The organism is Blochmannia endosymbiont of Colobopsis nipponica (assembly GCF_014857065.1).
Taxonomy (GTDB): Bacteria; Pseudomonadota; Gammaproteobacteria; order Enterobacterales; family Enterobacteriaceae; genus Blochmanniella.
The window spans coordinates 446,695-470,734 of the sequence record NZ_CP046533.1; the positions used below are offsets into that span (position 1 = coordinate 446,695).

General features: G+C 27.7%; 17 protein-coding genes. 6 read left to right on the top strand and 11 right to left on the bottom strand.

Annotation, left to right across the window (positions count from 1 at the left end; all coding sequences use genetic code 11):
• Window positions 1-126: 126 nt before the first annotated feature.
• Complete coding sequence (gene argF, locus GN160_RS02060; RefSeq protein ID WP_192379988.1) at window positions 127-1,137, top strand: ornithine carbamoyltransferase; 1,011 nt, start codon at window positions 127-129, stop codon at window positions 1,135-1,137.
• Window positions 1,138-1,163: 26 nt separating this feature from the next.
• Window positions 1,164-1,553, top strand: coding sequence for a Rid family detoxifying hydrolase (locus GN160_RS02065; RefSeq protein ID WP_192379990.1), 390 nt, complete (start codon window positions 1,164-1,166; stop codon window positions 1,551-1,553).
• 226 nt (window positions 1,554-1,779) lie between these two features.
• On the opposite strand, the gene gltP is transcribed toward GN160_RS02065, so the two are convergent.
• The 4 genes from gltP to dnaB all read right to left on the bottom strand — a co-directional run bounded on the left by gltP (window position 1,780) and on the right by dnaB (window position 7,800).
• Window positions 1,780-3,081: a glutamate/aspartate:proton symporter GltP gene (gltP, locus tag GN160_RS02070; protein ID WP_192379992.1), complete on the bottom strand. Its 1,302-nt coding sequence runs from the start codon at window positions 3,079-3,081 to the stop codon at window positions 1,780-1,782.
• 404 nt (window positions 3,082-3,485) lie between these two features.
• Entirely contained in the window at window positions 3,486-5,132 is a 1,647-nt protein-coding gene (locus GN160_RS02075) for a Na+/H+ antiporter (protein WP_192379994.1), read from the bottom strand.
• Between the two features lie 434 nt (window positions 5,133-5,566).
• Window positions 5,567-6,025, bottom strand: coding sequence for a single-stranded DNA-binding protein (ssb, locus tag GN160_RS02080; RefSeq protein ID WP_192379996.1), 459 nt, complete (start codon window positions 6,023-6,025; stop codon window positions 5,567-5,569).
• Between the two features lie 383 nt (window positions 6,026-6,408).
• Window positions 6,409-7,800, bottom strand: a complete 1,392-nt coding sequence (gene dnaB / locus GN160_RS02085; RefSeq protein WP_192379998.1) for a replicative DNA helicase — start codon at window positions 7,798-7,800, stop codon at window positions 6,409-6,411.
• Between the two features lie 675 nt (window positions 7,801-8,475).
• Between dnaB and zur the strand changes: the two genes are divergently transcribed.
• A complete protein-coding gene (zur, locus tag GN160_RS02090; protein ID WP_192380000.1) occupies window positions 8,476-8,931 on the top strand; it encodes a zinc uptake transcriptional repressor Zur in 456 nt (151 codons plus the stop codon).
• Window positions 8,932-9,127: 196 nt separating this feature from the next.
• Here the strand turns inward: zur and ubiA are convergent, their stop codons facing one another.
• Complete coding sequence (gene ubiA / locus GN160_RS02095) at window positions 9,128-9,994, bottom strand: 4-hydroxybenzoate octaprenyltransferase (protein ID WP_192380002.1); 867 nt, start codon at window positions 9,992-9,994, stop codon at window positions 9,128-9,130.
• Between the two features lie 263 nt (window positions 9,995-10,257).
• Between ubiA and GN160_RS02100 the strand changes: the two genes are divergently transcribed.
• Window positions 10,258-11,847, top strand: coding sequence for an inorganic phosphate transporter (locus tag GN160_RS02100; RefSeq protein WP_192380004.1), 1,590 nt, complete (start codon window positions 10,258-10,260; stop codon window positions 11,845-11,847).
• 7 nt (window positions 11,848-11,854) lie between these two features.
• On the opposite strand, the gene GN160_RS02105 is transcribed toward GN160_RS02100, so the two are convergent.
• Window positions 11,855-13,906 carry a M3 family metallopeptidase gene (locus GN160_RS02105; RefSeq protein WP_192380006.1) on the bottom strand — a complete coding sequence of 684 codons (2,052 nt, stop codon included), beginning with the start codon at window positions 13,904-13,906 and terminating at the stop codon, window positions 11,855-11,857.
• A 399-nt stretch (window positions 13,907-14,305) separates the two neighbouring features.
• Here GN160_RS02105 and GN160_RS02110 point away from each other — a divergent pair, with 399 nt between their 5' ends.
• A complete protein-coding gene (locus GN160_RS02110) occupies window positions 14,306-14,926 on the top strand; it encodes a Fe-Mn family superoxide dismutase (RefSeq protein WP_192380007.1) in 621 nt (206 codons plus the stop codon).
• 91 nt (window positions 14,927-15,017) lie between these two features.
• Here the strand turns inward: GN160_RS02110 and glyS are convergent, their stop codons facing one another.
• On the bottom strand, window positions 15,018-17,093 hold the full coding sequence (glyS, locus tag GN160_RS02115) for a glycine--tRNA ligase subunit beta (protein WP_192380009.1): 2,076 nt from the start codon (window positions 17,091-17,093) through the stop codon (window positions 15,018-15,020).
• 17 nt (window positions 17,094-17,110) lie between these two features.
• On the bottom strand, window positions 17,111-18,025 hold the full coding sequence (glyQ, locus tag GN160_RS02120) for a glycine--tRNA ligase subunit alpha (RefSeq protein WP_192380877.1): 915 nt from the start codon (window positions 18,023-18,025) through the stop codon (window positions 17,111-17,113).
• A gap of 280 nt (window positions 18,026-18,305) precedes the next feature.
• On the opposite strand from glyQ, the gene GN160_RS02125 reads away from it, so the two are divergent.
• Window positions 18,306-19,307 (top strand): AI-2E family transporter, encoded by a 1,002-nt coding sequence (locus GN160_RS02125; protein WP_192380011.1) that lies wholly within the window; start codon window positions 18,306-18,308, stop codon window positions 19,305-19,307.
• Between the two features lie 208 nt (window positions 19,308-19,515).
• On the opposite strand, the gene ibpA is transcribed toward GN160_RS02125, so the two are convergent.
• The 3 genes from ibpA to dnaN form a co-directional block, all read right to left on the bottom strand.
• On the bottom strand, window positions 19,516-19,923 hold the full coding sequence (gene ibpA / locus GN160_RS02130) for a small heat shock chaperone IbpA (RefSeq protein WP_192380013.1): 408 nt from the start codon (window positions 19,921-19,923) through the stop codon (window positions 19,516-19,518).
• A 274-nt stretch (window positions 19,924-20,197) separates the two neighbouring features.
• Window positions 20,198-22,624, bottom strand: a complete 2,427-nt coding sequence (gene gyrB, locus GN160_RS02135; RefSeq protein WP_192380015.1) for a DNA topoisomerase (ATP-hydrolyzing) subunit B — start codon at window positions 22,622-22,624, stop codon at window positions 20,198-20,200.
• A gap of 311 nt (window positions 22,625-22,935) precedes the next feature.
• Window positions 22,936-24,039: a DNA polymerase III subunit beta gene (gene dnaN, locus GN160_RS02140; RefSeq protein ID WP_192380017.1), complete on the bottom strand. Its 1,104-nt coding sequence runs from the start codon at window positions 24,037-24,039 to the stop codon at window positions 22,936-22,938.
• Window position 24,040 lies beyond the last annotated feature (1 nt).

Below are 24,040 nucleotides of genomic sequence, written 5' to 3' on the forward strand. Positions count from 1 at the left end.
ATTTATGATATATCAATTAAAACTATTTACAATGAATTTCTAATTTAATATTCTTAATCAAAGATAAATTTGTTACTAAAACAATTTATGAAACTTAAATAAAATTTCACAAAATCATGAGAAAATATGAACAACTTATATCAAAGATCCTTCACAAGACTAATGGACTGTTCAAGTGACGAAATTAATCAATTGATAACATTAGCTTTTAATCTAAAAAGACAAAGGCAAATAAAACAAGAAATTCAACACTTAGTAAATAAAAACATAGTGCTTATATTTGAAAATAATTCAACTCGTACTAGGTGTTCTTTCGAAGTAGCTGCTTTTGACCAAGGAGCTCATACAACATGTTTAACTCCAAGCATTAGTCAAATTGGACATAAGGAATCCATAAAAGACACAGCCAAAATATTAGGACGTATATATGATGGTATTCAATACAGAGGATATAATCAAAATACTGTAAAAACATTTGCACAAAATGCAGGTATTCCAGTTTGGAATGGTCTTACTGCCGAATTTCATCCAACCCAATTGCTAGCGGATTTAATGACAATGCAGGAGCAATGGCCCAATAAAACATTTAATCAAATGAAATTAGCATATGTTGGTGATGCACGTAATAATATGGGTAATTCTTTATTAGAAGCTGCCGCATTAACTGGCATAGATTTAAGACTTGTGGCTCCAAATATTTGTTGGCCAATACAAAATTTATTTAATACGTGTAAAGAAATGGCAATATCTAACCAAGGCAATATAACACTGACAGAAGATATTGAAAAAGGAGTAAAAGATGTTGATTTCTTATATACTGATGTATGGGTTTCTATGGGAGAAAATGAAAAAGTATGGCAAAAAAGAATTTCTTTGTTACGTGATTATCAAGTAAACAGATCAATGATATACCAAACAGGCAATCCAAATGTAAAATTTTTACATTGTTTACCAGCATTCCACGATGATCAAACTATTGTAGGCAAAAAAATAGCTCAACAATTTCACTTAACCGATGGTTTAGAAGTTACAAATGATATCTTTGAATCATCGTACAGTATAGTTTTTGATCAAGCAGAAAACAGATTACATACAGTAAAAGCATTAATGGTAGCTACTTTATCCCCAAACATTTAAATTACACCAGGAAAATAAAAACAAATATGATAAAAATCTACAAAGATGGTATAAAAGAAATAACAACTTATCCATCAGCAATAGACACAGGTAATATAATATTTATTTCTGGGCAAATTGGTATCCCTCTTAAAAAAAATAAGCAAACATTTAACTCAATTAGTTGTCAAACAAAACAAGCTTTAATAAAGATAAAAAAAATTTTAAAGAAAATTAACTTAAGAGTTGATCATATCGCTAAAGTAACTTTATTTATTACTGATATTAATGAATTAACTACAATAAACAGTGCGTATAAAACTTTTTTTCAAAGAAACAACGCTCCTCTACCAGCTCGTTCTTGTATTGAAGTATCAAATCTACCTAAAAATGCAGGAATAGAAATCGATGCAATCGCAATACGTCAAAACATTTAAATTATATAAAATTAAAAATAAAATAAATACATACTAAATCTGACATCTTTCAATTGCTTAATTCTTGTCAGTATTTAAACTTAAATTACAATCACTCAAAACTAAACCACAATCCCACCGTGAACTGTCATAGTTCACGGTTCGAATATTTATAAGAAGTACAAACTCAAAATTATAAAAATTAATTCCAAAATTCTTAAATCACAAAATATAGAAAATTACATCCTTATGAACCTTTATTCGTCAATATTTCTTCCTCATATGATAAAGCTTGAACATCATTATACTGATTCTCCCATTTAGCTATTACCAATACAGCTAAAGCATTACCAACTACATTTAATGCTGTGCGCGCCATATCAAGAATACGATCAACTCCCGCAATAAAAGCTAAACCTTCTAAAGGAATACCCACACTCCCCAACGTAGCTAATAATACTACAAAAGATACTCCAGGAACACCAGCTATACCCTTAGAAGTCACCATCAAAGTTAACACTAAGATAATTTCTTGAGTTAAAGATAATTCTATGCCATATAACTGAGCAATAAAAATAGCTGCAATACTTTGATACAAAGTAGATCCATCTAAATTAAAAGAATATCCCGTAGGTACTACAAAACCTGTAATTATTGACGGAGCACCATAAGCTTCCATTTTCTCAATAATACGAGGTAATACACTTTCCGAACTGGCAGTAGAAAAAGATAATATTAATTCTTCTTTTAAAATAAAAATCAAAGTCCAAATTCGAAGACCACATATACGAGCTACAATACCTAAAACCACTAAAGCAAAAAAAATAATTGCACCATATACTAATAATACTAATTTAGTCAAAGGCACTAATGAACTAAAACCAAAAGTAGCAACTGTAACAGAAATTAAAGCAAAAACTCCAACAGGAGCATAACGCATAACTATATCAGTTACCTTAAACATAGTTTCAGCCGTTGAACTAAAAATCTGTAATAAAGGTTGCTTATCAGATTCTGGAATTATTGCCAAACTAAGACCAAAAATTATAGAAAAGAAAATCACAGGCAATATATCCCCTTTTGCCATTGAATCAATAATATTAGACGGAATTAACGATAAAAAGGTATTAATTAAATTATAACCACTAGATTGAAGATCAGATGCTGTTTGCGTATACATTGATATATCTGTAGTTGATAAAATAGACATATCAATTCCTTTACCCGGATTAAATATATTAGCAAATGTTACCCCAAGAACAATTGCAAGAGTAGTAATTATTTCAAAATAAACAATAGTCTTAAAACCAATACTACCTAATTTTTTCACATCACCAATACCCGCAATACCAGTTACTAAAGTAGCCATAACTATAGGTATCACAATCATTTTAATCATTCTAACAAAGACTTCTCCAGCAGGTGAAAGAAAAGTACAAATTATCCAATCTTTAATATTACCTTGATTATGTAATAATGCGCCTACAATAACTCCTGAAATTAAAGCAATAAATATTTGCCAAGCAAGCGTAATTTTTATCTTCTTCATAATAACACCTTTATATAGGAGTGTTTCTTTTTATTTTATATAAACACAAATGATAATCTATTAATATTGCATTAATAAATTTCAATATCCAATTAAATTTAACCAAACTAATTTTCAATTAAATTAACTTAAACAAAAACAAAATCTAAATATTATCTTAAAATAACAAAATACTATATACCTATAAAATAATACAACTTTTATACAGTAAATACAAAAAATTACATCTAAAATATATAAGAAGTTTTGATTATATTTAATATTTCGTAAAAATTAAAAACCTACATTTTAAATAATTAACAATATCAAAATTCAATATATAAACCAAACTTAACGTTAAAATTTAAATCTTTATCTAAATTAACTATTAATATACATATATGTAAAAACTAATATTGATATTATTAATCTCGTTCTATTAATAATGCTTCTAATAAATCTAAATCATGTAATAACTTAATCAAAGTCTCATTACTAATTTTTTGTTGTGCTCGTAAATGATAATACTCACCACGCTCTGCACGTAATACGTTTAATCTCATACGTCTCTCTAAATCTTCCGCTAAAGAATAATTACCAGCCTCGCTATTATCATCAATTCGACGACGTAAATTACCCATAACCTTAGCGCTCACTTCATTTAAAATTTGTTTATCTATATTTTCCTCTTGACTATTTAATAAACGCTCTTCCAATTTACATAAACTCTCAATAGCTACTTCAGCAGCTACTACACGTGCCATTCGTTCTTCCATACGCTGTAATGTTTTATCTGAAATAACTATTCCACGTAATAATAATGGAAGAATTAAAAAACTAAAAAATAAAGATAATAAAATAACACCAGTAGCTATGAAAACAAGTTGATAACGAAATGGAAATTCTATTCCATTATTTAAAAATAATGGAATAGATAAGACCCCAGCCAAAGTAATAGATCCACGAACACCAGCAAAAGAAGCAATTAAGATATCTCGTATATCATAAGTAGAAAATACTAAAGGTCTTTTTTGCATTAAACGCAAACTTATTCGTTTCATCAACCACAACCAAGTAAAACGCAACATTATCAAAGCAACATAAATAAAAAATACATACACAAAAAGCATCCAAGCCTGAATAGTAGGATCCATTTTAGCTTGCATAATAGATGTTGATACAATACCAGGTAATTGTAAACCTAACATAATAAAAACCATACCATTAAATACAAATTCTAACATTGTCCAAACATTATTACCTCGTAAACGCATTGCTAATGGAGCATGACGAATAACATTAGATTGACCAATAGTCATTCCAGAAGATACAGCTGCTAAAATACCAGACACACCAACATGTTCAGCAATTAAATAAGTGGCAAAAGGTAATAATAACAATAGCACAGTTTGAATGACTGAATCTCCACCACTCCAACGAATAATATATCTTAACGATTTACTGTATCCCCAAGTAACAAGTATACCTGATAATAATCCACCAATTGACACTTTAATAAATTCTAATGATGCTCCACCAATAGTAAACACCATAGTATGCATTGCAACCGCAATTGCAAATTTTAACGAAACTAATCCAGATGCATCATTCATAAGAGCTTCTCCTTGTAAAATATCCATTATTTTTTTTGGGATGCGTCCCTCTCCTACTATCCCAGATAATGCTACCGCATCAGTAGGTGATAACACAGCTGCCAGTGCCAATGCCGCTACAAGCGGTATCCCTGGAATTATCCAGTAAATTAAATATCCAATACCAACAACAGTAATGATCACTAATACCAAAGCTAATGCAAGAATTTCTCCAACATATCTCAAAAATTCACGTAACGGAGTCTTCCAACCATCAGAAAATAACAATGGAGGGATAAACAATACTAGAAATAACTCAGGATTAAAATCTACATGCAAACCAATTTTTGGCAATGCTAATAGGGCGCCTAATCCAATTTGCACTAATGGAAGTGGTATTTCAAATGGTAAAATTCGAGTTATAATTCCCGAAAGAGATACAACTAAAGTAAGGATAAGAATTGTAAAAAAAATTTCCATACTCAAATTCTTCAAACTACATAAAAACAATAACAAACATAAAACAAAATACAAACAAAAACCAATAATTTAAAATATTACAATTGAAAAGTTATACTATTCACCAATACTTAACAAAAATACAACGATCAATAAAAAACAAATTTTGCATAATGAAGCTTTTTCAGTTGTAAAGTATTTACAACTGAAAAATATAGAAAAGATATTTTAGTAAATCCTAATTTATACCTCAATACTTAGAGTGCACTTTAAATCAAATAAAAATTTACCATAAAAGAAACCAAATTAACCTTAACAAAAATATGATCAAGTTCTGTATTCAACTATTCTTAAACAAATCATAAATATTTACCTACTTAAAATATATAAATACTACAAAAAACTAATTTATATAACGTAAATCTTCTTAACAAATATATAATTTAAGAATCAACTTAAAAAGGAATATCATCTAAATCTAAATCAGAAGAAATATTATTTTCCACAGTTTTAACACCAATATCTTCATTAGAAGATGTCATTGGTATAACATTTTTTGCTTCCTGACGACCACCTAACATTTGCATAGTACCAGTAAGATTCACTATTACTTCAGTAATATAACGATCATAACCATGTTGATCTTGCCATTTACGAGTTTGCAAAGAGCCTTCAATATATATTTGAGATCCTTTATGTAAATATTCTCTAGCAACCTCAGCTAATTTCCCAAATAATACTACACGATGCCATTCAGTTTTTTCTCTCATTTCGCCAGTTTGCTTATCTTTCCAATTATCACTAGTAGCTAATGTTAAATTAACTACTGGATTACCATTTGACATATAACGTATTTCAGGATCTTGACCAAGATTACCTATTAAAATAACCTTATTAATCCCTCTACTAACCATAAATAATCTCCATTACAAAATTATCATTATTTGTATTTACAAATGCAATTAATATAAATATTTTAAAATTTATTGTAAATCTAAAAGACTACTAAACACCAAAACTAAGACTAATAAATTATAAACTAAAAACATAAAATAAATTCCCTAATAAATATTAAATTTTGTAAATACTATAACTTAACATCAATCATCTAAATATATACAATACAATAGACTATTAATGTAGCCTACTTTAATGATTTGCTGTATCTTAAAAAAAATCAAATATGAAAACTTCATTAAACACAATTTTTAAATGTAACAAACTTATTATTTTACTAACTATCAAAACAATACAACTATAGAATAAATATTGAATTGACATTCAAATAGCAATAAATTCATAACCCTACATAATTATCAAAACGAGATAGTTGCCCATTAAAAGTCAACCTTATAGTACCAATAGGACCATTGCGTTGTTTACCTAAAATTATTTCAGCAATGCCTTTCATATCACTATTTTCATGATATACCTCATCTCTGTAAATAAATATTATTAAATCAGCATCTTGTTCAATAGCTCCTGACTCACGTAAATCAGAATTTACAGGATGTTTATCTGTTCTTTGTTCTAAACTCCTATTTAATTGAGAAATAGCTAACACGGGAACCTGTAATTCTTTAGCTAAGGATTTTAAAGATCGAGATATTTCAGTAATCTCTAGAGTTCTATTATTAAAAAGAGATGGCACTCTCATTAGTTGTAAATAATCAACCATAATCAAACTCAAACCATCATGTTCACGAAATATTCTTCGAGAACGAGAACGCATATCACCAGGAGTCAAATAAGCAGAATCATCAATATATATATTACGCTTTTCTAATAAAAGACCTATAGTACTAGATACCCGCGCCCAATCTTCTTCATCCATTTTCCCAGTACGAATACGAAACTGATCAACACGAGATAAAGAAGACAACATACGAATCATAATTTGTTCACTCGTCATTTCTAAACTAAAAATTAATACAGGTTTTTGCTCTGTCATGGCCGCGTGTTCACATAAATTCATAGCAAACGTAGTTTTACCCATTGAAGGTCGTGCAGCAACAATGATTAAATCAGATTTTTGTAAACCGTTAGTTTTTTTATCCAAATCTTTATAACCGCTAGAAATACCTGTAATGTTACAATACGGTTTATGACAAAAATTCTCAATACGAGATATAGTATCTTCAAGAATACGATCAATACCTTTAGGATTAATATTATTCTTAGCACGTTGCGAAGCAATTTTAAATATTCTTGATTCAGCTAAATCTAATAATTCATCACTACTACGACCTTTAGGATTATATCCAGAATCAGCAATTTCACGAGCAACTTTTATCATTTCTCTAACAATTGCACGTTCATGTACAATTTCAGCATAAGTAGAAATATTAGCAGTACTAGGAACATTTTTGGATAATTCAGCAAGATATGCAAATCCTCCAACTATTTCTAATTTTCCTTTTCGTTCTAAAGATTCAGCTAATGTTATTAAATCAATAGGTTTGCTTATTTCTAAAAGAGACTGCATTTCATGAAAAATTAATCTATGAGAGTGATTAAAAAAATCATGATCTACTATGCGTTCAGAAATATTATCCCAATGTTCATTATCTAACATTAATCCCCCTAAAATTGATTGTTCTGCTTCTAAAGAATAAGGAGGAATTTTTGAATTATCTACCTGTTCATTACAAATATTAGATACTGTTTTAATAATTTCATGATCTGACATAAATGATCATCCTAAATTCTATATGTAATTTTTATGACAATATGATTAAAGTTCTTTTGAAATTATTATTTTATAATACAGTTATTACGTATTTATATTTAAACAAATACGTAAAGTTGTGAAACATAAAGAATAATTTGAATATCTTAAAGATTAGAATTATACGACAATAATAAATAAATTCAATATTAAAATAACTAACGAAATAACAATAAAAATTTAAATATATTTATATATTAAGTTAAAAGTAACTATTCACATAAAATGAATAATATTAAACTATATCAAAATTATTCATACTACAATCGCTTTATTTAAATAGAGTAGTCGCTATCATATACTATAAACTTGAATATAAATATTATAAATAGTCATAGCGATATTTAACACATAAAATTCAAATATCAAAAAATGATAATCAAATAAAAATATGAATTTTAAATAATCTTTTAATCAAAATTACATTAAAACTATTTTAGACATTAAAGTTAATTAATATATTGAATATAACATAAAATATATAATACTTAATATACAAAATATCCCAATAATAAAATAATTTTTATTATCAACCAAATTTAAAAAAGCAAAATTATAAAAACACAAAAAGAACTTTTTTACATTATAATATTATAATAAACAACACAAAATTATATTTTATAATTAGGAAGAAATATGAACATTAAAATTCAATGTTTACTAAACCACGCAGTAACTTTATGTAACCAAAGATGCGTACGATTAACTCCACAAAGACTAGAAGTCTTACGTATAATATCACAACAAACTAAAGCTATGAGTGCTTATGATTTGCTAGAATTATTAAAAAAATCCATTCCAAAAGCAAAACCATCTACCATTTATCGAGCACTTGACTTTTTATTAAATCAAAAATTTATACACCGTATAGAATCAACAAATAAATTCATGATTTGCCACCATTTTATGAAATCAGCACACACATTTGCTTTTCTTATTTGTGATAATTGCAATCAAGTAATCGAAAAAATTACAAAGGATGTTAAAAAAATATTGCAAAATTTAGCTGATACTTCCGACTTTAAAATATCTTATGACATCATTGAAGCTCATGGAACTTGTAAAAAATGTTGTATAATAAGAATTACTTGATATCTTTCAATTAATAATAATTCTTATTACTCATTTTATAAACAAAATTATTAGCCGATCTATTAATGAAAATTATATTTATTTTTACTTATTATCAGCGTACAAAATTAAAAAATAAGGTTGCATTTAGCGTACATACTGATTGAGTTATCAATTAATCTTGATACCAATATAAATAAAAAATATAAAAATATAATTAACCTAATAAAATACCAATAAATATTAAAAATCCAACATAATTATTATATGAAAAAGCTCGTATACATGAATTCATCTCACAATTTGCAATTAATTTTTGTTGGTAAATAAATATAATCAATGATAATACAAGCGAAAAATAAAATAAAAATCTAAAATGCATTTGCAAACCAATAATGAGAAATAAAAATAACATAACTACTTGTAATAAAGCAATTATAAATTTGTCAAATTTTCCAAAAAAAATGGCAGTAGATTTTATATTAATACGTATGTCATCATCACGATCAGCAATAGCATATTGAGTATCATAAGCTATAGTCCATGTAAAATTAGCTAAAAATAGTAACCAACATATCTTGTTGAATGACACATTGAATGTTATAAACACCATGGGAACAGGTAGACTAAAAGCTATTCCTAAAACTATCTGTGGAAAATGAGAATATCTTTTTATATATGGATAAATAAATATTAAAAAAAGCGCCATTAAGGACAAAAAAAATATTAATAAATTATTTAATAAAATAATTAAAATAAAAGAAATAAAAATCAATATAATACATAGTGTAATGGAATTTTTATGGTTTATAGTGTTAGAAGGAAAGGGGCGATTTTTAGTACGTTTCACCAAACAATCAATATCCTGATCAATTAAATCATTAATTAAACAACCAATAGAACGAGTAAAAAAAACACCTAAAACAAAAATTGTAAATAAATATAAATTAGGCATACCGTTATTTACTATAAACAAAGACCATAAAGTTGGCCATAATAGTAAAAACAAACCATCTGGTTTATTTAATCTAATTAATTGAAATAAAATACAACATTTGTTTGGAATATTAAAGTTATCAATCATTGTGGTAAAAATTTATTCAGTTAGAAAATTGTTATAAGGCAAGGATTAAGTATAAATAGAATCTAAAAATTTATTTCATAACTAGTTATGAAATAAATTTTTTCAAAATTAAAAGACAACATTTGACAAATTAAAATTTTTCATTAAAAATTACCAATTATAAAATATGATCTTTGAATGAACAATGAAAACTAAAAAAAATCATATTTTCTTCCTACCAAAACACTTCACATAAAATACTATGTAATCTCTTTTAAACGACAATGCAATATTTTACAACATATTTCTTTCACGATTTAGATATCCATATAGCTCATATGCTAATAGGAGCTATAATTCTTACATTAATTTATGAATTTATAAATGGTTTCCACGATACCGCCAATTCAGTAACTACTGTAATTTATACATGTGCATTAAAAGCAAAATTAGCTGTAATCATGTCTAGTTTATTTAATTTTCTAGGAGTTATCTTGAGCGGGCTAAGTGTAGCATATACCATAATTTATCTACTTCCCATTAACTTATTGTCAGAAAGCAACGTTACTCATTATTTAGCTATGATATTTTCCATGTTATTAGCAGCAATCATCTGGAATCTAGGAACATGGTATTTTGGTCTTCCAGCATCCTCTTCTCATACACTTATAGGCACAATAATTGGAATTGGAATAATTAACGCGCTCATCACAAACAACTCAATTATAAAAACACTGAATACATCCAAGCTAATTGAAATTATTATATCATTAATCATATCACCAATAATAGGATTAATACTTGGCGGACTAATAACTTCTTTATTATACCTTTCCTTAAACAACAAAAAAAAAGAACATTATATTCATCTTACACCCTCTGAAAAAAAGAAAAAAGATGGAAAGCGACAACCTGCATTTTGGCCGCGTGTTGCACTAATTATTTCCGCTGCTGGAGTAAGTTTTTCTCATGGAGCTAATGATGGACAAAAAGGAATTGGTTTAATAATGTTGATTCTAATAGGAGTAATACCAGAAACATTTATGGTAAATCTAAATGCTAATGGATACGAGATTAAATCTACACAAATTGCAATCTACCATTTACAAGAATATTATAATCAACATTCAGATAAAATTACAAAATTTTTTGAAAATTATAATAATCAAATAATGGAAATGACAAAAACAAACAAAACGGCCTATTGTCCATTACATTATTTTAGTAAAAAAAATGATAATAACATTACATTACACAAACAAACACAAATACAAAACATTCATAACGACCAAGACAAAATAATAAATAATATAAATATAATTACATCTTTATTAAAAGATATCCATGATTATAATCAAATATCTCCAATGGAAAGATCACATGTAAGAAATATACTCATATATTTAGCTAACATTACAGATCAAATATCTAAAATTCCAGAAACATCAAACATGGAAAAACATATGTTACATAATATACACAAAAACTTGTTAATAACAGTAGAATACGCGCCAATGTGGATTATTATAGCAGTCGCAATATCTTTATCTTTAGGTACCATAATTGGATGGCGTCGTATTACTTCAACAATTGGCGAGAAAATTGGAAAAAAAGAAATGACCTATGCTCAAGGACTATCAGCTCAAATAACAACCGGCATATCTATAAGTATTGCAAGTTATACAGGAATACCAATGTCAACAACACATATTTTATCATCAGCAGTAACAGGAACCATGATCGCTCATGGTTATGGTTTACAAAGTAAAACAATTAAAAACATTTTATTAACCTGGATTTTAACATTGCCAATAGCCATTTCACTTACCGGTATTTTATATTGGTTCTTTTTAAAATATATTTTAAATACTTAATAACAAACTAATTGCTAGATGTTAAAATACCATTGTATTTTAACATAATATTAATATTTGGTTTACATCCATATACACGAATAAACATATCCATTGGATCTTCACTTCCACCGGTTGCAAGGATATTATCCAAAAAAGATTTTCCTGTCATATAATCAAAGACTCCTCTCGCTTCAAAAAGAGACCAAACATTTGCTGCTAATACATTACTCCATAAATACCCATAATACCCACCCCCATAATTGTTAGTAAAAATATGATTAAATGTATGGGGAAAATAATCATCATTAATTGATGGCAACAATGATATTTGATTTTTGATATTTACAAGAATAGACATAAATTGTGATATTGTTTTAGGCAAAAATTTATAATGAATATGAAAATCAAATAAACTATAAATTATTTGATTTAACATATAAGAAGCTGACTGATAATTTCTAGAAGCAATTAAATTCTTGCATAACTCCTTTGATAATGATTCACCTGTTTTATAATGACTAGAAATTAATTCTAATACATCAACATCCCAACAAAAAAATTCCATTAATTGACTTGGTAATTCAATAACATCATGAGGTACGCCATTAATACCAGATATTTCTGGTATATTTATACGAGTCATTATATGATGTAAAACATGACCAAATTCATGAAATAAAGTAAGAACTTCACTATGAGTTAATAGCGTTTCTTGATTATCAATAGAGCGATGAAAATTACAAACTAAATAAGCTACAGGATCTTGACGTATATTATCTGTATGGAAGGCACTTGTACATTCATCCATCCACGCTCCATCACATTTGTTACTACGAACATGTAAATCTAAATAAAATCCACCTTCATATTGATTATCGTGTTCAGTAAATACATCAAAAAATTGTACGTCAGGATACCATACATCTACATCATTACGTTTTTTAATTTTAATACCATAAACACGACGTACAACTTCAAACATACCATTAATAACTTTACTTTCAGGAAAATAATTGCTCAATTGTTCATCATTAAAGCAAAATAAAAATTGCTTTTCTTTTTCTTTATAAAACGCTATATCCCATGGATATAGCGTTTTATAACCAAAAAACTTTTTAACAAAAGATTTTAATTGATGCCATTCTTTTTCTCCCTGTGCCTTTATAGATGGAATTAACTTATTTAAAAAACATAAAACCTGATTAGGATTATTTATCATCTTCGTAAATAAAACTTTATCAATATAACTATCAAATCCAAGTAATAAAGATAATTCATGTCTTAAGATAAGAATTTCATTTATTATAGGACCATTATCCCATTTACCTGCATTAGGACCCTTGTGCGATGCACGAGTATGATAAGCTAAATAACACTCTTCACGTAAAAACTTATTCTCACAATAAGTCATCAAGGAACTATAAAACGGATTTTGCAATGTTAATAACCAACCATTTAACCCACAAACATGAGCCCTAAAACGAGCTTCATCTATATCACGCTGAGGCATACCTAATAATAAATCCTTATCAAAAACCAATTTTTTCCAGTTAATAGTAGCATCAATAACATTATTATTATAAACCACACTTAATTCCGATAATCTAAATACTATCTCTCTGTAGCGCTTTTGCTTGTTTGCCGATAAAGTCATTCCTGATAATTTAAAATCACGCAAAATATTATTTATTACTTTTCTTTGAAAAGAATTCAATTGCGAATAAAAACTTCCATTTCGTAGATTATAATAAGCACTATATAATCCAGAATGTTGACTAAACCAATTTTTGTACTCTACTAATAAAAGCAAACATTCTTCATAAACTTTACGAGTAATTTCACTATTTTGAACAGAATTCAAATGCACTATGGGAGACCAAACACATTTTAATTTATTTTCTGCAATGGCTAATGGTTGATGTAAAGTTTCCCACTTGAATGATGAGCTCTTTGTTAATACTTGCTCTACATTATTATAACAATAATTTAACACGTTCCTCATTGCAGAAACACCATCTTTTATACGAATAGAAGAAAACGGAGGCAATTTATAAGAAAGCAATAACGAATTAATCATAATTAATTATAAACAATTTAATTATTACAAAGTAACAAAAAATACATTTCCCAACCAGTGCAAAATTACAAAAATAATATAAAATATAAATTAACAAATTATCAACACTTCTAATTTATAAAATATAAATAAACATCAGAAACAACCCTGTATGATAAAATACCTTTTAAAACACTTACATTCGATAAATATACTATATCGTAAAATGATAAACAATATAACCCCTATATTCAATATACTTTAAATATAACAAGATTAATATAAAGATAAAAGAATAATATTATGATACAATGCGTTAAATTGTATCATAATGAAATATGTTGTTTTAAACAGTGTTTCTATTTATTTTAGATAAATAGATGAAAAACGAAATTTTTACTAAATAGAGGAGATATAACAATGAGTTTTGAATTACCATCATTAAAATACAATTATAATGCTATGGAGCCATTTTTTGACAGTAAAACAATGGAAATACATCATACAAAACATCATCAAGCATACATTGATAAAGCAAATGATGCACTTATTGATATGCCTGAACTTACTATTTTACATATTGAAGAGTTAATAAAAAAAATAAATATATTACCTGAAAATAAAAAAACTATATTGAGAAATAATGCAGGAGGACATTTTAATCATAAACTTTTCTGGACATTTTTAAAACCAGGAACGATTTTACACGGAAACTTAAAGAAGGCTATAGAAAAAAAATTTGGAAATTTAGAGAAATTTAAAACAATGTTTGAAGAAAATGCCATGAATAGGTTTGGTTCAGGATGGACATGGCTAATAAAAAAGAATAATGAGTTAGAAATAGTTACTACTGCTAACCAAGATAATCCTCTTATGGGAACAATTTCTGGGACGGAAGGTTATCCAATTATAGGATTAGACATCTGGGAACATGCATATTACCTAAAATATCAAAACCGTCGTTTAGATTATATAAAAGCGTTCTGGTACATAATAAATTGGGAAGAAGCTGAGTTACGTTTTAACCAAAAAAATTATTGATTATTTTACTCAAGCTATATAAGCTCGGGATGAATTATATCCCGAGCTTATATAGCTTGAGACCTTTAAAACATTTAGAAAACAAAAAATACTACTCTAACAACGAAAGATCAGCCACCATCGTTAATAATTTATATGCCTTATGTAGCAAAGACAACCTATTAATACAAACTTCCTTATTATCTACCATAACTAGCACATGGTCAAAAAAAGCATCAATAAATTTACTTAATTTAGATAAATAATATAATACTTCAAGATAACGACCTTCTCTAACCATATCATCCAATGCAACATTAAAGCTCAATAATTGATTAAACAACTCAATTTCATCTGATTTTTCTAAAAGAGATTTCTGCGGTTCTTGATGAAATACCATATTAGACTTTGAAAGAATAATAGATATTCTTTTAATAACCTTTTTAAGAACTATTGACTCTTCAGTTTTACTAAAATCAAACACTGATCGTACACGTTCATTAAAATTTGAAAGATTAACTAAATTATACATTAATGTTGCTTTTATAATATCAATCTCAAATCCTTGACCCTTATAAAAAACCAACAATCGCTTGATAAAAAAATCAATGATCTTATCCACTACATCTTTAATAACCACGTGAGCATTATAAAGAGATACAGATTCCCTAATTAAAAGTGGCAAATTTACAGACATTTTTCTCTCTATAATTATACGTAATACAGCAATAGCTGCTCTGCGTAACGCAAATGGATCTCTATTACCTTTAGGATAATCTTGAATAACAAAAATACCCGATATGGTATCAATTCTATCAACTATAGCCAAAATACAAGAAGTCTGTAATACAGGCAAATTATCCGTAGAAAATCTTGGTTGATAATACTCCTTTTGCGCTAAAGCAACCAATTCTGATTCACCATCTCGACGGGCATAATACATCCCTATTATCCCTTGAACTTCAGGAAACCCATTAACTACATCACTTAACAAATCACATTTAGACAATCGAGCTGCTCTAACAATTTCTATAACATCACCACCAATTAATGTAACTAACCAAGATGACAAATATTCAATACGCTTTGTTTTATCTAATAAAGTCCCAAGCTTTTTATGAAATAAGACATTATTTAAACGAGGTAAATAATCCTCTAAACGTAAAATACAATCATTATTAAAAAAATAAAGAGCATCTATTAACTTAGAATAAATCAATTGTTCATTGTCAAAAATAATTTTTCTTGTATCAGTAGATTTAATATTTACAACAAATATAAAATATGGAAGCAATTTTTCATTTAAATCATTCACCGGAAAAAATTTATAAACACATTTCATAATATGAATCAACAATTCAGCAGGCAATTGTAAAAATACACTATCAAAACTACCTGTAAGAACAACAGGCCATTCAACTAACGAAGTGACCTCTTCTAATAATTGCTCATGAAGTACAACAAAGCCACCAATTTTTTTGGCTGATTTTTCAATGTCTGTCCGTATAATTTGTTTGCGTAATTCATAATCAACAATAACACAACCTTGTTCCATCAAAACTTGTGAATAATCATTGGCATGACCCAAAAAGATTTTCTCTTTTCCCATAAACCGATGACCATATATAATTCTACCAAAATTAATACCAAAAATATTTCCTAAAATTACTTGATCATTTAGTAAAACTGTTAAAGTATGTATCGGTCGAATAAATCTAAAATCATTTGCTCCCCATCGCATCATTTGAGTAGCAGATATTTTTTTTAATGCATGATATATTATTTCACGTAATAAATCGCTAACAGAATTAATATCTTCTGAAATTTCTCTATAAATTAACCATTTACCTTCAAAAAAAGATACATGTTTATTGTTATATTTAATCTCTATTCCATAATCACTTGACCAATCTTCGATCACTTCTGATAAGGACAAACCATTACTATCAAAAACTTGCAAAATCCCAGAACCAACATTACAAAGATGTTTGTACACAGATAAATTTATTAACATGATAACCTGTGCTGCTAAACGGCGAGGTGAAGCAAACCAATTCACTTCTTCATGTAAAATCCCAGCCTTAATAAATTCACAATGAATATTATTGGCAAAAACCTCAGCAAATTTTCGTAAATTTCTAGGAGGTAATTCTTCTGTACCAATTTCTACAAGAAAAGTATGCTTCATAAAATAAAATCAATCCGTTATTTAACATCATTATTACACATTGGAAAATCTAAAGATTTACGATGAAAATAATAAGCTGTTGCTATTTTTTTTATAATGTCATAAATGCGTAAAATATAATTTTGTCTTTCTATACTAGAAATCACCTTACGAGAATCTAGTAAATTAAAAATATGTATACCTTTTAAAATACATTCATAAGCAGGAATAAACAAAGATACATTCAATGACATCAATCTCTCTGCTTCTCTCTCGTATTCTTCAAAAATTTTAAATAAAAACTCAACATTACTATATTCAAAATTATAAATAGAATTTTCTATTTCATTTTGATAAAATAAATCACCGTAAGTCACCGGCCCAAATTTACTATCACCCCAGACTATATCATAGACCTTATCTACTGCTTGCAGTATCATAGATAATCTTTCAATACCATAAGTAATCTCACCTGTTACTGGCTTACATTCTAATCCACCCATCTGTTGAAAATAAGTTAACTGAGTTATTTCCATGCCATTCCACCAAACCTCCCAGCCTAACCCCCAAGCACCAAGAGTAGGATTCTGCCAATCATCTTCTACAAAACGAATATCATTATTTAATAAATCTAATCCAATTTCCTTTAAAGAATTTAAATACAACATCTGTATATCTTTAGGGGACGGTTTAATAACAACTTGAAATTGATAAAATTGTTGTAATCTATTTAAATTATTTCCAAATCTTCCATCACTAGGTCTACGTGACAACTGAACATACGCTGTTGCAAATGGCTCAGGACCAATTGCTTTAAAAAAAGTCATAGGATGAGAAGTACCAGCTCCAACCTCCAAATCTAATGGCTGTACAATAACACAACCATTATTTATCCAATACTTTTGTAAAACTAAGATTAATCCATATAAAGTCTGTCTATTGCCTTTTTGCATTTCAATAATCATGCTACATGGTAAAATAAAATAAATTTAAATAAATACTACTTTAAATTTCACATCACAATAAATATAAATATTATTATAAATAAAACTCATAACTATACCTCATATTTTATATTACAAATTAACATTAATTTTACAATATAATAGTACAATGCTAACTAAATTATTATTTTGTATATGTTAAAACTTAATAAATAATACTTCATTTTTCTGTTAATAAATAACAATTAAATATAAGATAAGTAAAACTTAAAATATACAAATAAATGAAATGACTACTAAAAAAATATGCCTAAAAAGCATTTCGTATTTATTAATGTTTTTATGTATCATTATGATAATACCATTGCATCTGTTACCCTGTTTCATATCTGGATTTTTAGTATATGAAATAATTATATCACTAACGCCATGGTTTGAACAATTCGTAGATAATAACAGTGCAAGATGGATAGTAGTTACTTTAATAACTACAACGATAGTAATAACCGTAACTTTAGTAATAATTAATTTAATTCGTTTTATAACGGAAGATCTTCAAACAGGAATTAATATCATATCTAAAATTGATCAAATTTTTTTAAATGTAAAAAAGCATATACCTAATATATTTCTTTATTTTCTACCAGACGATATTCAAGATTTAAAAGAACAAATATTTACTTTAATTGAATCTAATTTAACAATAATACGAAATATGGGACATTCTTTTCTACATGGAATAATTACATCATTTATTGGCTTTATAATTGGAGCTATCATCTCGCTAAGCAGACCATTAACAAATGCAACATATTTTACTAAACAATTATTAGAACGTATTTATCATCTTTCACAAGCATTTAGAAATATTGTTTTTGCACAAATTAAAATATCTATAATGAATACACTACTTACAGCTATCACAATCATAATAATTTTCCCATTATTTGGTAAACATTTCCCTTTAGAAAAAACACTAGTTATTATCACTTTCGTCTTAGGATTACTACCAATCGTTGGCAATTTAATATCTAACATTATAATAATTTTCTCTGCTCTTTCAATTTCATTGACTATCGGGGGGATTATGTTTATATATCTAGTCCTCATACATAAACTAGAATACTTACTTAACGCAGAAATAATCGGAAATCGCATTAAAGCTCAGCCTTGGGAATTAATGCTAGCTATGTTAATGCTCGAAGCTACCTTTGGTATAGAAGGACTAATAGCTGCTCCTATTTATTATGCATATCTGAAAAATGAACTACGAGCACAAAAACTAATCTAAAATATAAAAATTTAAAAACAAACTCTCAAAATTGAAATGTGACTTCGATATCATAATGTAAATAAACACCTACCCTAGCATATAACTCTGTCCAAACAAACATACGCCTCAAAATCACATTTCTTTATAACTTATCTACTCCAAAAATCCACAACAAACAATATAACTTATCACTTATACCTTCCCTTATTTTCCACAAATTCTCATTCTATTTTATCTCAATACGACGAGCCTTTAAAGTTTCTGGTACAACATGCTGTAAATGTATGTACAAAACACCATTTTCCAAATTTGCTCCCGTTATCTGAATATGTTCAGCCAATTGAAACTTACATTCAAAATTATGATCGGTAATACCCTGATACAAATAATTTTTTTCATTTTGATGATGTCTATGATCACCCTTAACAGTCAAGATATTGTCATTTGCGGTAATCTCTAATTCGCTATCCGTAAAACCAGCGACTACAATGGAAATACAGTACTTATGTTCACTAACTAATTCAACATTGTACGGAGGATAACCACCATTACCCTGACCAGCTTCAAGTAAATGTACTAACCTATCAAATCCAATGACAGAACGATACAATGGAGAAAAATCAAAATTTCTCATAATTTTAAACCTCCTATAACTAACTTCAACAGTTGAGTTATATCATTTTAATAATACAAAATCAAGTATATTACTTTAAATTTTTACCCACTTAAAATATTCAAAACTGCAATTACTATTCAATTAATTGAAGGATCAAAATCCAAAAATTCAAAAAAATAAATAAAATACTAAACAACAATAACCTTCATATATAAATGTTTTACATAAATACAATCTCAAAATAGTAATTTAATTATATCGATTTACAAATAACATACTATAAATAGAATAATCATATATCTATGTTTATAACTTTTAACGCATTTTCTTCAATAAATAAACGACGAGGCTCCACTGCATCACCCATTAAGGTAGTAAACAATTGATCAGCAGCAAAAGCATCTTTTATTGTTACACGTAACATACGACGATTCTTAGGATCCATAGTAGTACTCCATAATTGTGCAGGATTCATTTCCCCCAAACCCTTATAACGCTGTATAATTAAACCTTTTTGAGACTCTTTTATCAACCAATCCATAGTCTTTTCAAAAGAAGCAACTTTATGATAATTTTTACCACGTTGTACATAAACATCAGATGAAAATAAATTATTTAATTTATTGCCAAAAGAAACCAATTTTGAATATTCTTTACTATTCATAAAATCAAAACTCAACAAATAATTTATATCTAAGCCGTGTTTTTTAAGAGATATCATAGGCTCAAATAAATTAAGAGAAAGATTTTTCCGTAATGAAAAATTATAATTACTACCAATAGTTGCATTATCATTCAACTTTTTAACCAACAACCTAGTCCAACTATACATTTTATTTGCATCTTCTAAATCATTCTTAGTTAACACAGAAGAATACATTATCATTTCTAATAATAAAACAGGATAAAAACAGCTCATGTTATCAATAATATTACGCATCGCATAATATTCAGTTACTAACTTTTCTAATTTAGGACCAGATAAAGTACTACCTGTGCCAGAAAGATCAGTATGCAAAATAGAATCGTTCACTGCTATTGAAATTTGATAACGATGCATTGCATCTTCATCTTTAATATATTTTTCTTCCTTACCTCTTTGAACTTTATATAAAGGAGGTTGAGCAATAAAAACATGACCACGTTCAATAATTTCAGGCATGTGTCGATAAAAAAAAGTTAATAATAAAGTTCTAATATGAGACCCATCAACATCAGCATCAGTCATAACAATAATGCTATGATAACGTAGTTTAGCAAGATTAAATTCCTCCCTACCAATGCCACATCCAAGAGCAGTAATCAATGTAGCTACTTCATGAGAGGAAATCATTTTATCAAATCTAGCTTTTTCTACATTAAGGATTTTACCTTTTAATGGTAAAACTGCTTGGTTACGTCGATTACGACCTTGTTTAGCAGAACCACCAGCTGAATCACCTTCAACTAAATATAATTCAGACAAAAATGGATCTCTTTCCTGACAATCTGCTAACTTACCAGGCAGAGTTGTTAAATCTAAAGCACCTTTCCGACGAGTCATTTCTCGTACTCGACGAACTGCCTCACGTGCTCGCGCAGCTTGAATAATTTTATGCACTATAATCTTAGCATCCATTGGATTTTCTAATAAAAATTCTAATAATTTTTCATACGTTAGAGATTCTACTATTATCTTAACTTCTGATGAAACTAATTTATCTTTAGTTTGAGAAGAAAATTTAGGATCTGAAACTTTAACAGATACTATTGCAATTAATCCTTCCCTTGCATCATCACCTATAGTAATAATTTTAGATTTTTTATTATATCCTTCTTTATCCATATAAAAATGCATAGCGCGAGTAATAGCACTTCGAAATCCAGATAAATGAGTTCCACCATCACGTTGTGGAATATTATTCGTAAAACAATAAATATTTTCCTGAAAACCGTCATTCCATTGCAAGGCTATTTCAACATTAACCTTATTTTTCTTCATTGAAAAATAAAAAACGGTAGGATGAATAGGTGTTTTATTTTTGTTTAAATATTCCACAAAAGCTTTAATACCACCTTTATAACAAAAAGAATCTTGCCTTAAATTAAAAGGTCGATGATCATATAAAAAAATAGAAACTCCAGAATTAAGAAATGATAATTCTCGTAAACGTGTGGCTAAAGTTGTGTACTTAAATGAAATATTACCTGTAAAAATTTGATCATTAGGCCAAAAATGTACAGTTGTTCCAGTATTCTTACTAGCACCTATTATTTTTAAAGGTGACTCTGGTACACCTTCATGATATATCTGTTGATAAATATTACCTTCACGTTTAATAGTTAATTTAAGTTTTTTTGATAAAGCATTTACTACTGATACCCCAACTCCGTGAAGACCCCCTGATACTTTATAAGAAGAATCATCAAATTTACCACCAGCATGCAACACAGTCATAATAACTTCAGCTGCAGACACTCCTTCTTCTTTATGTAATCCTGTAGGAATACCTCTTCCATCATCTTCTACAGAAACAGATTCATCTATATGAATAATCACAACAATTTTTTTACAATAACCAGAAATAGCTTCATCAATAGCATTATCAACTACTTCAAATACCATATGATGTAAACCAGTACCATCATCAGTATCACCAATGTACATTCCAGGACGTTTACGAACCGCTTCTAAACCCTTAAGAACCTTAATACTAGAAGAATCATAAGAATGGGGCATAATTTTCTCCAGATTTTATCTAAATAGAACCATTATGCATTACTATTAATCACATAACAAATTATTTGAATAAAGAAACTATATATGTAAATAACTAAATTATTATGTTTATGCAAATTAAACACGCCACATCAATGAAATTAAAAAATAAAGCACATGTAATATCAAAACATTTTAAGAAAATATGATTATTAAATCTCAAAATAGTATGCTAAACATTTAACAAAACAATTTTATATACAAATATCCTTGTTAGTTAATACACCTGATAAACCAAATAACCAATATCTAAAATAGAAAATATTCTATTATCACAACTTCATTGGCATAATAAAATAAATGCAAGTTTTATCAGAACAAGATTCAATCTTGACACTAGATAATTCATCTTTTATAAAAAACTTGACGTTTTGAGATTTAATAATATTAAGTACATCAAGTAAATAATTAACATTAAATCCTATCTCTATTTCATCATTTTGATATACAACATCTATAGTTTCTTCCGCTTCTTCATATATAGAGTTATTAGCAGTAATTTTTAATTTATTAAGACTTAAAAACAATCTGATCCCATGAAATCTTTCATTAGAAAGAATGGCAATTCTGGTACAAGCTTCCTGCAATATTTTGCGTTCCACCTCGAAAATATTAAAAGGTTCTTCAGGAAACACACAATGGTAATCTGGAAATGAAACATCAATTAATTTAGAAGTTAAAATATAATTACTTAATCCTACACGAATACTATGATTACTGATTTGCAATTTTACTTGATTTTCTTTATTACCAAGCATACGCAATATTTCAAATACCCCTTTACGAGGTATAATTATTGAATAAAAAGATGTAAATAATGCATCAATTGGAATAGTACAAAGTGCTAAACGATGACCATCTGTAGCTACCGTACGTATCTTTTTTTCAAAAATTTCAAAAAGCATACCATTTAAACAATAACGAACATCTTGATTTGACATAGAAAAATAAGTAGATTCAATTAATTTTTTTAACATTTGTTTTTGTATAATACATTCTACTTCATAATCATAATTTTCTAAATTAGGAAAATCCGATCCTCGAATCGTAGAAAGTAAGAAACTACTATGCTCAGAACGGATCAATAACCTATCTTGTTGTAAATGCAAAAAAATATTAACTCTTTCAGGTAAAGCACGACAAATATCAAATAATTTTCTACCAGCAACTGCAATAAGACCAGATTGAGACTCAGAACTTAAATTTATAATAGCTATCATCTCCACTTCTAAATCTGTACTAATTAAATAAAGACGATCATTCTTTATTTCCAATAATATATTATTTAGAATAGGCAACGTCATGCGTCCCTTTAATATATTAACTATATATTGCAACGACCTAAGTAGAATATTCCTGTCAATAGTACAGTACATA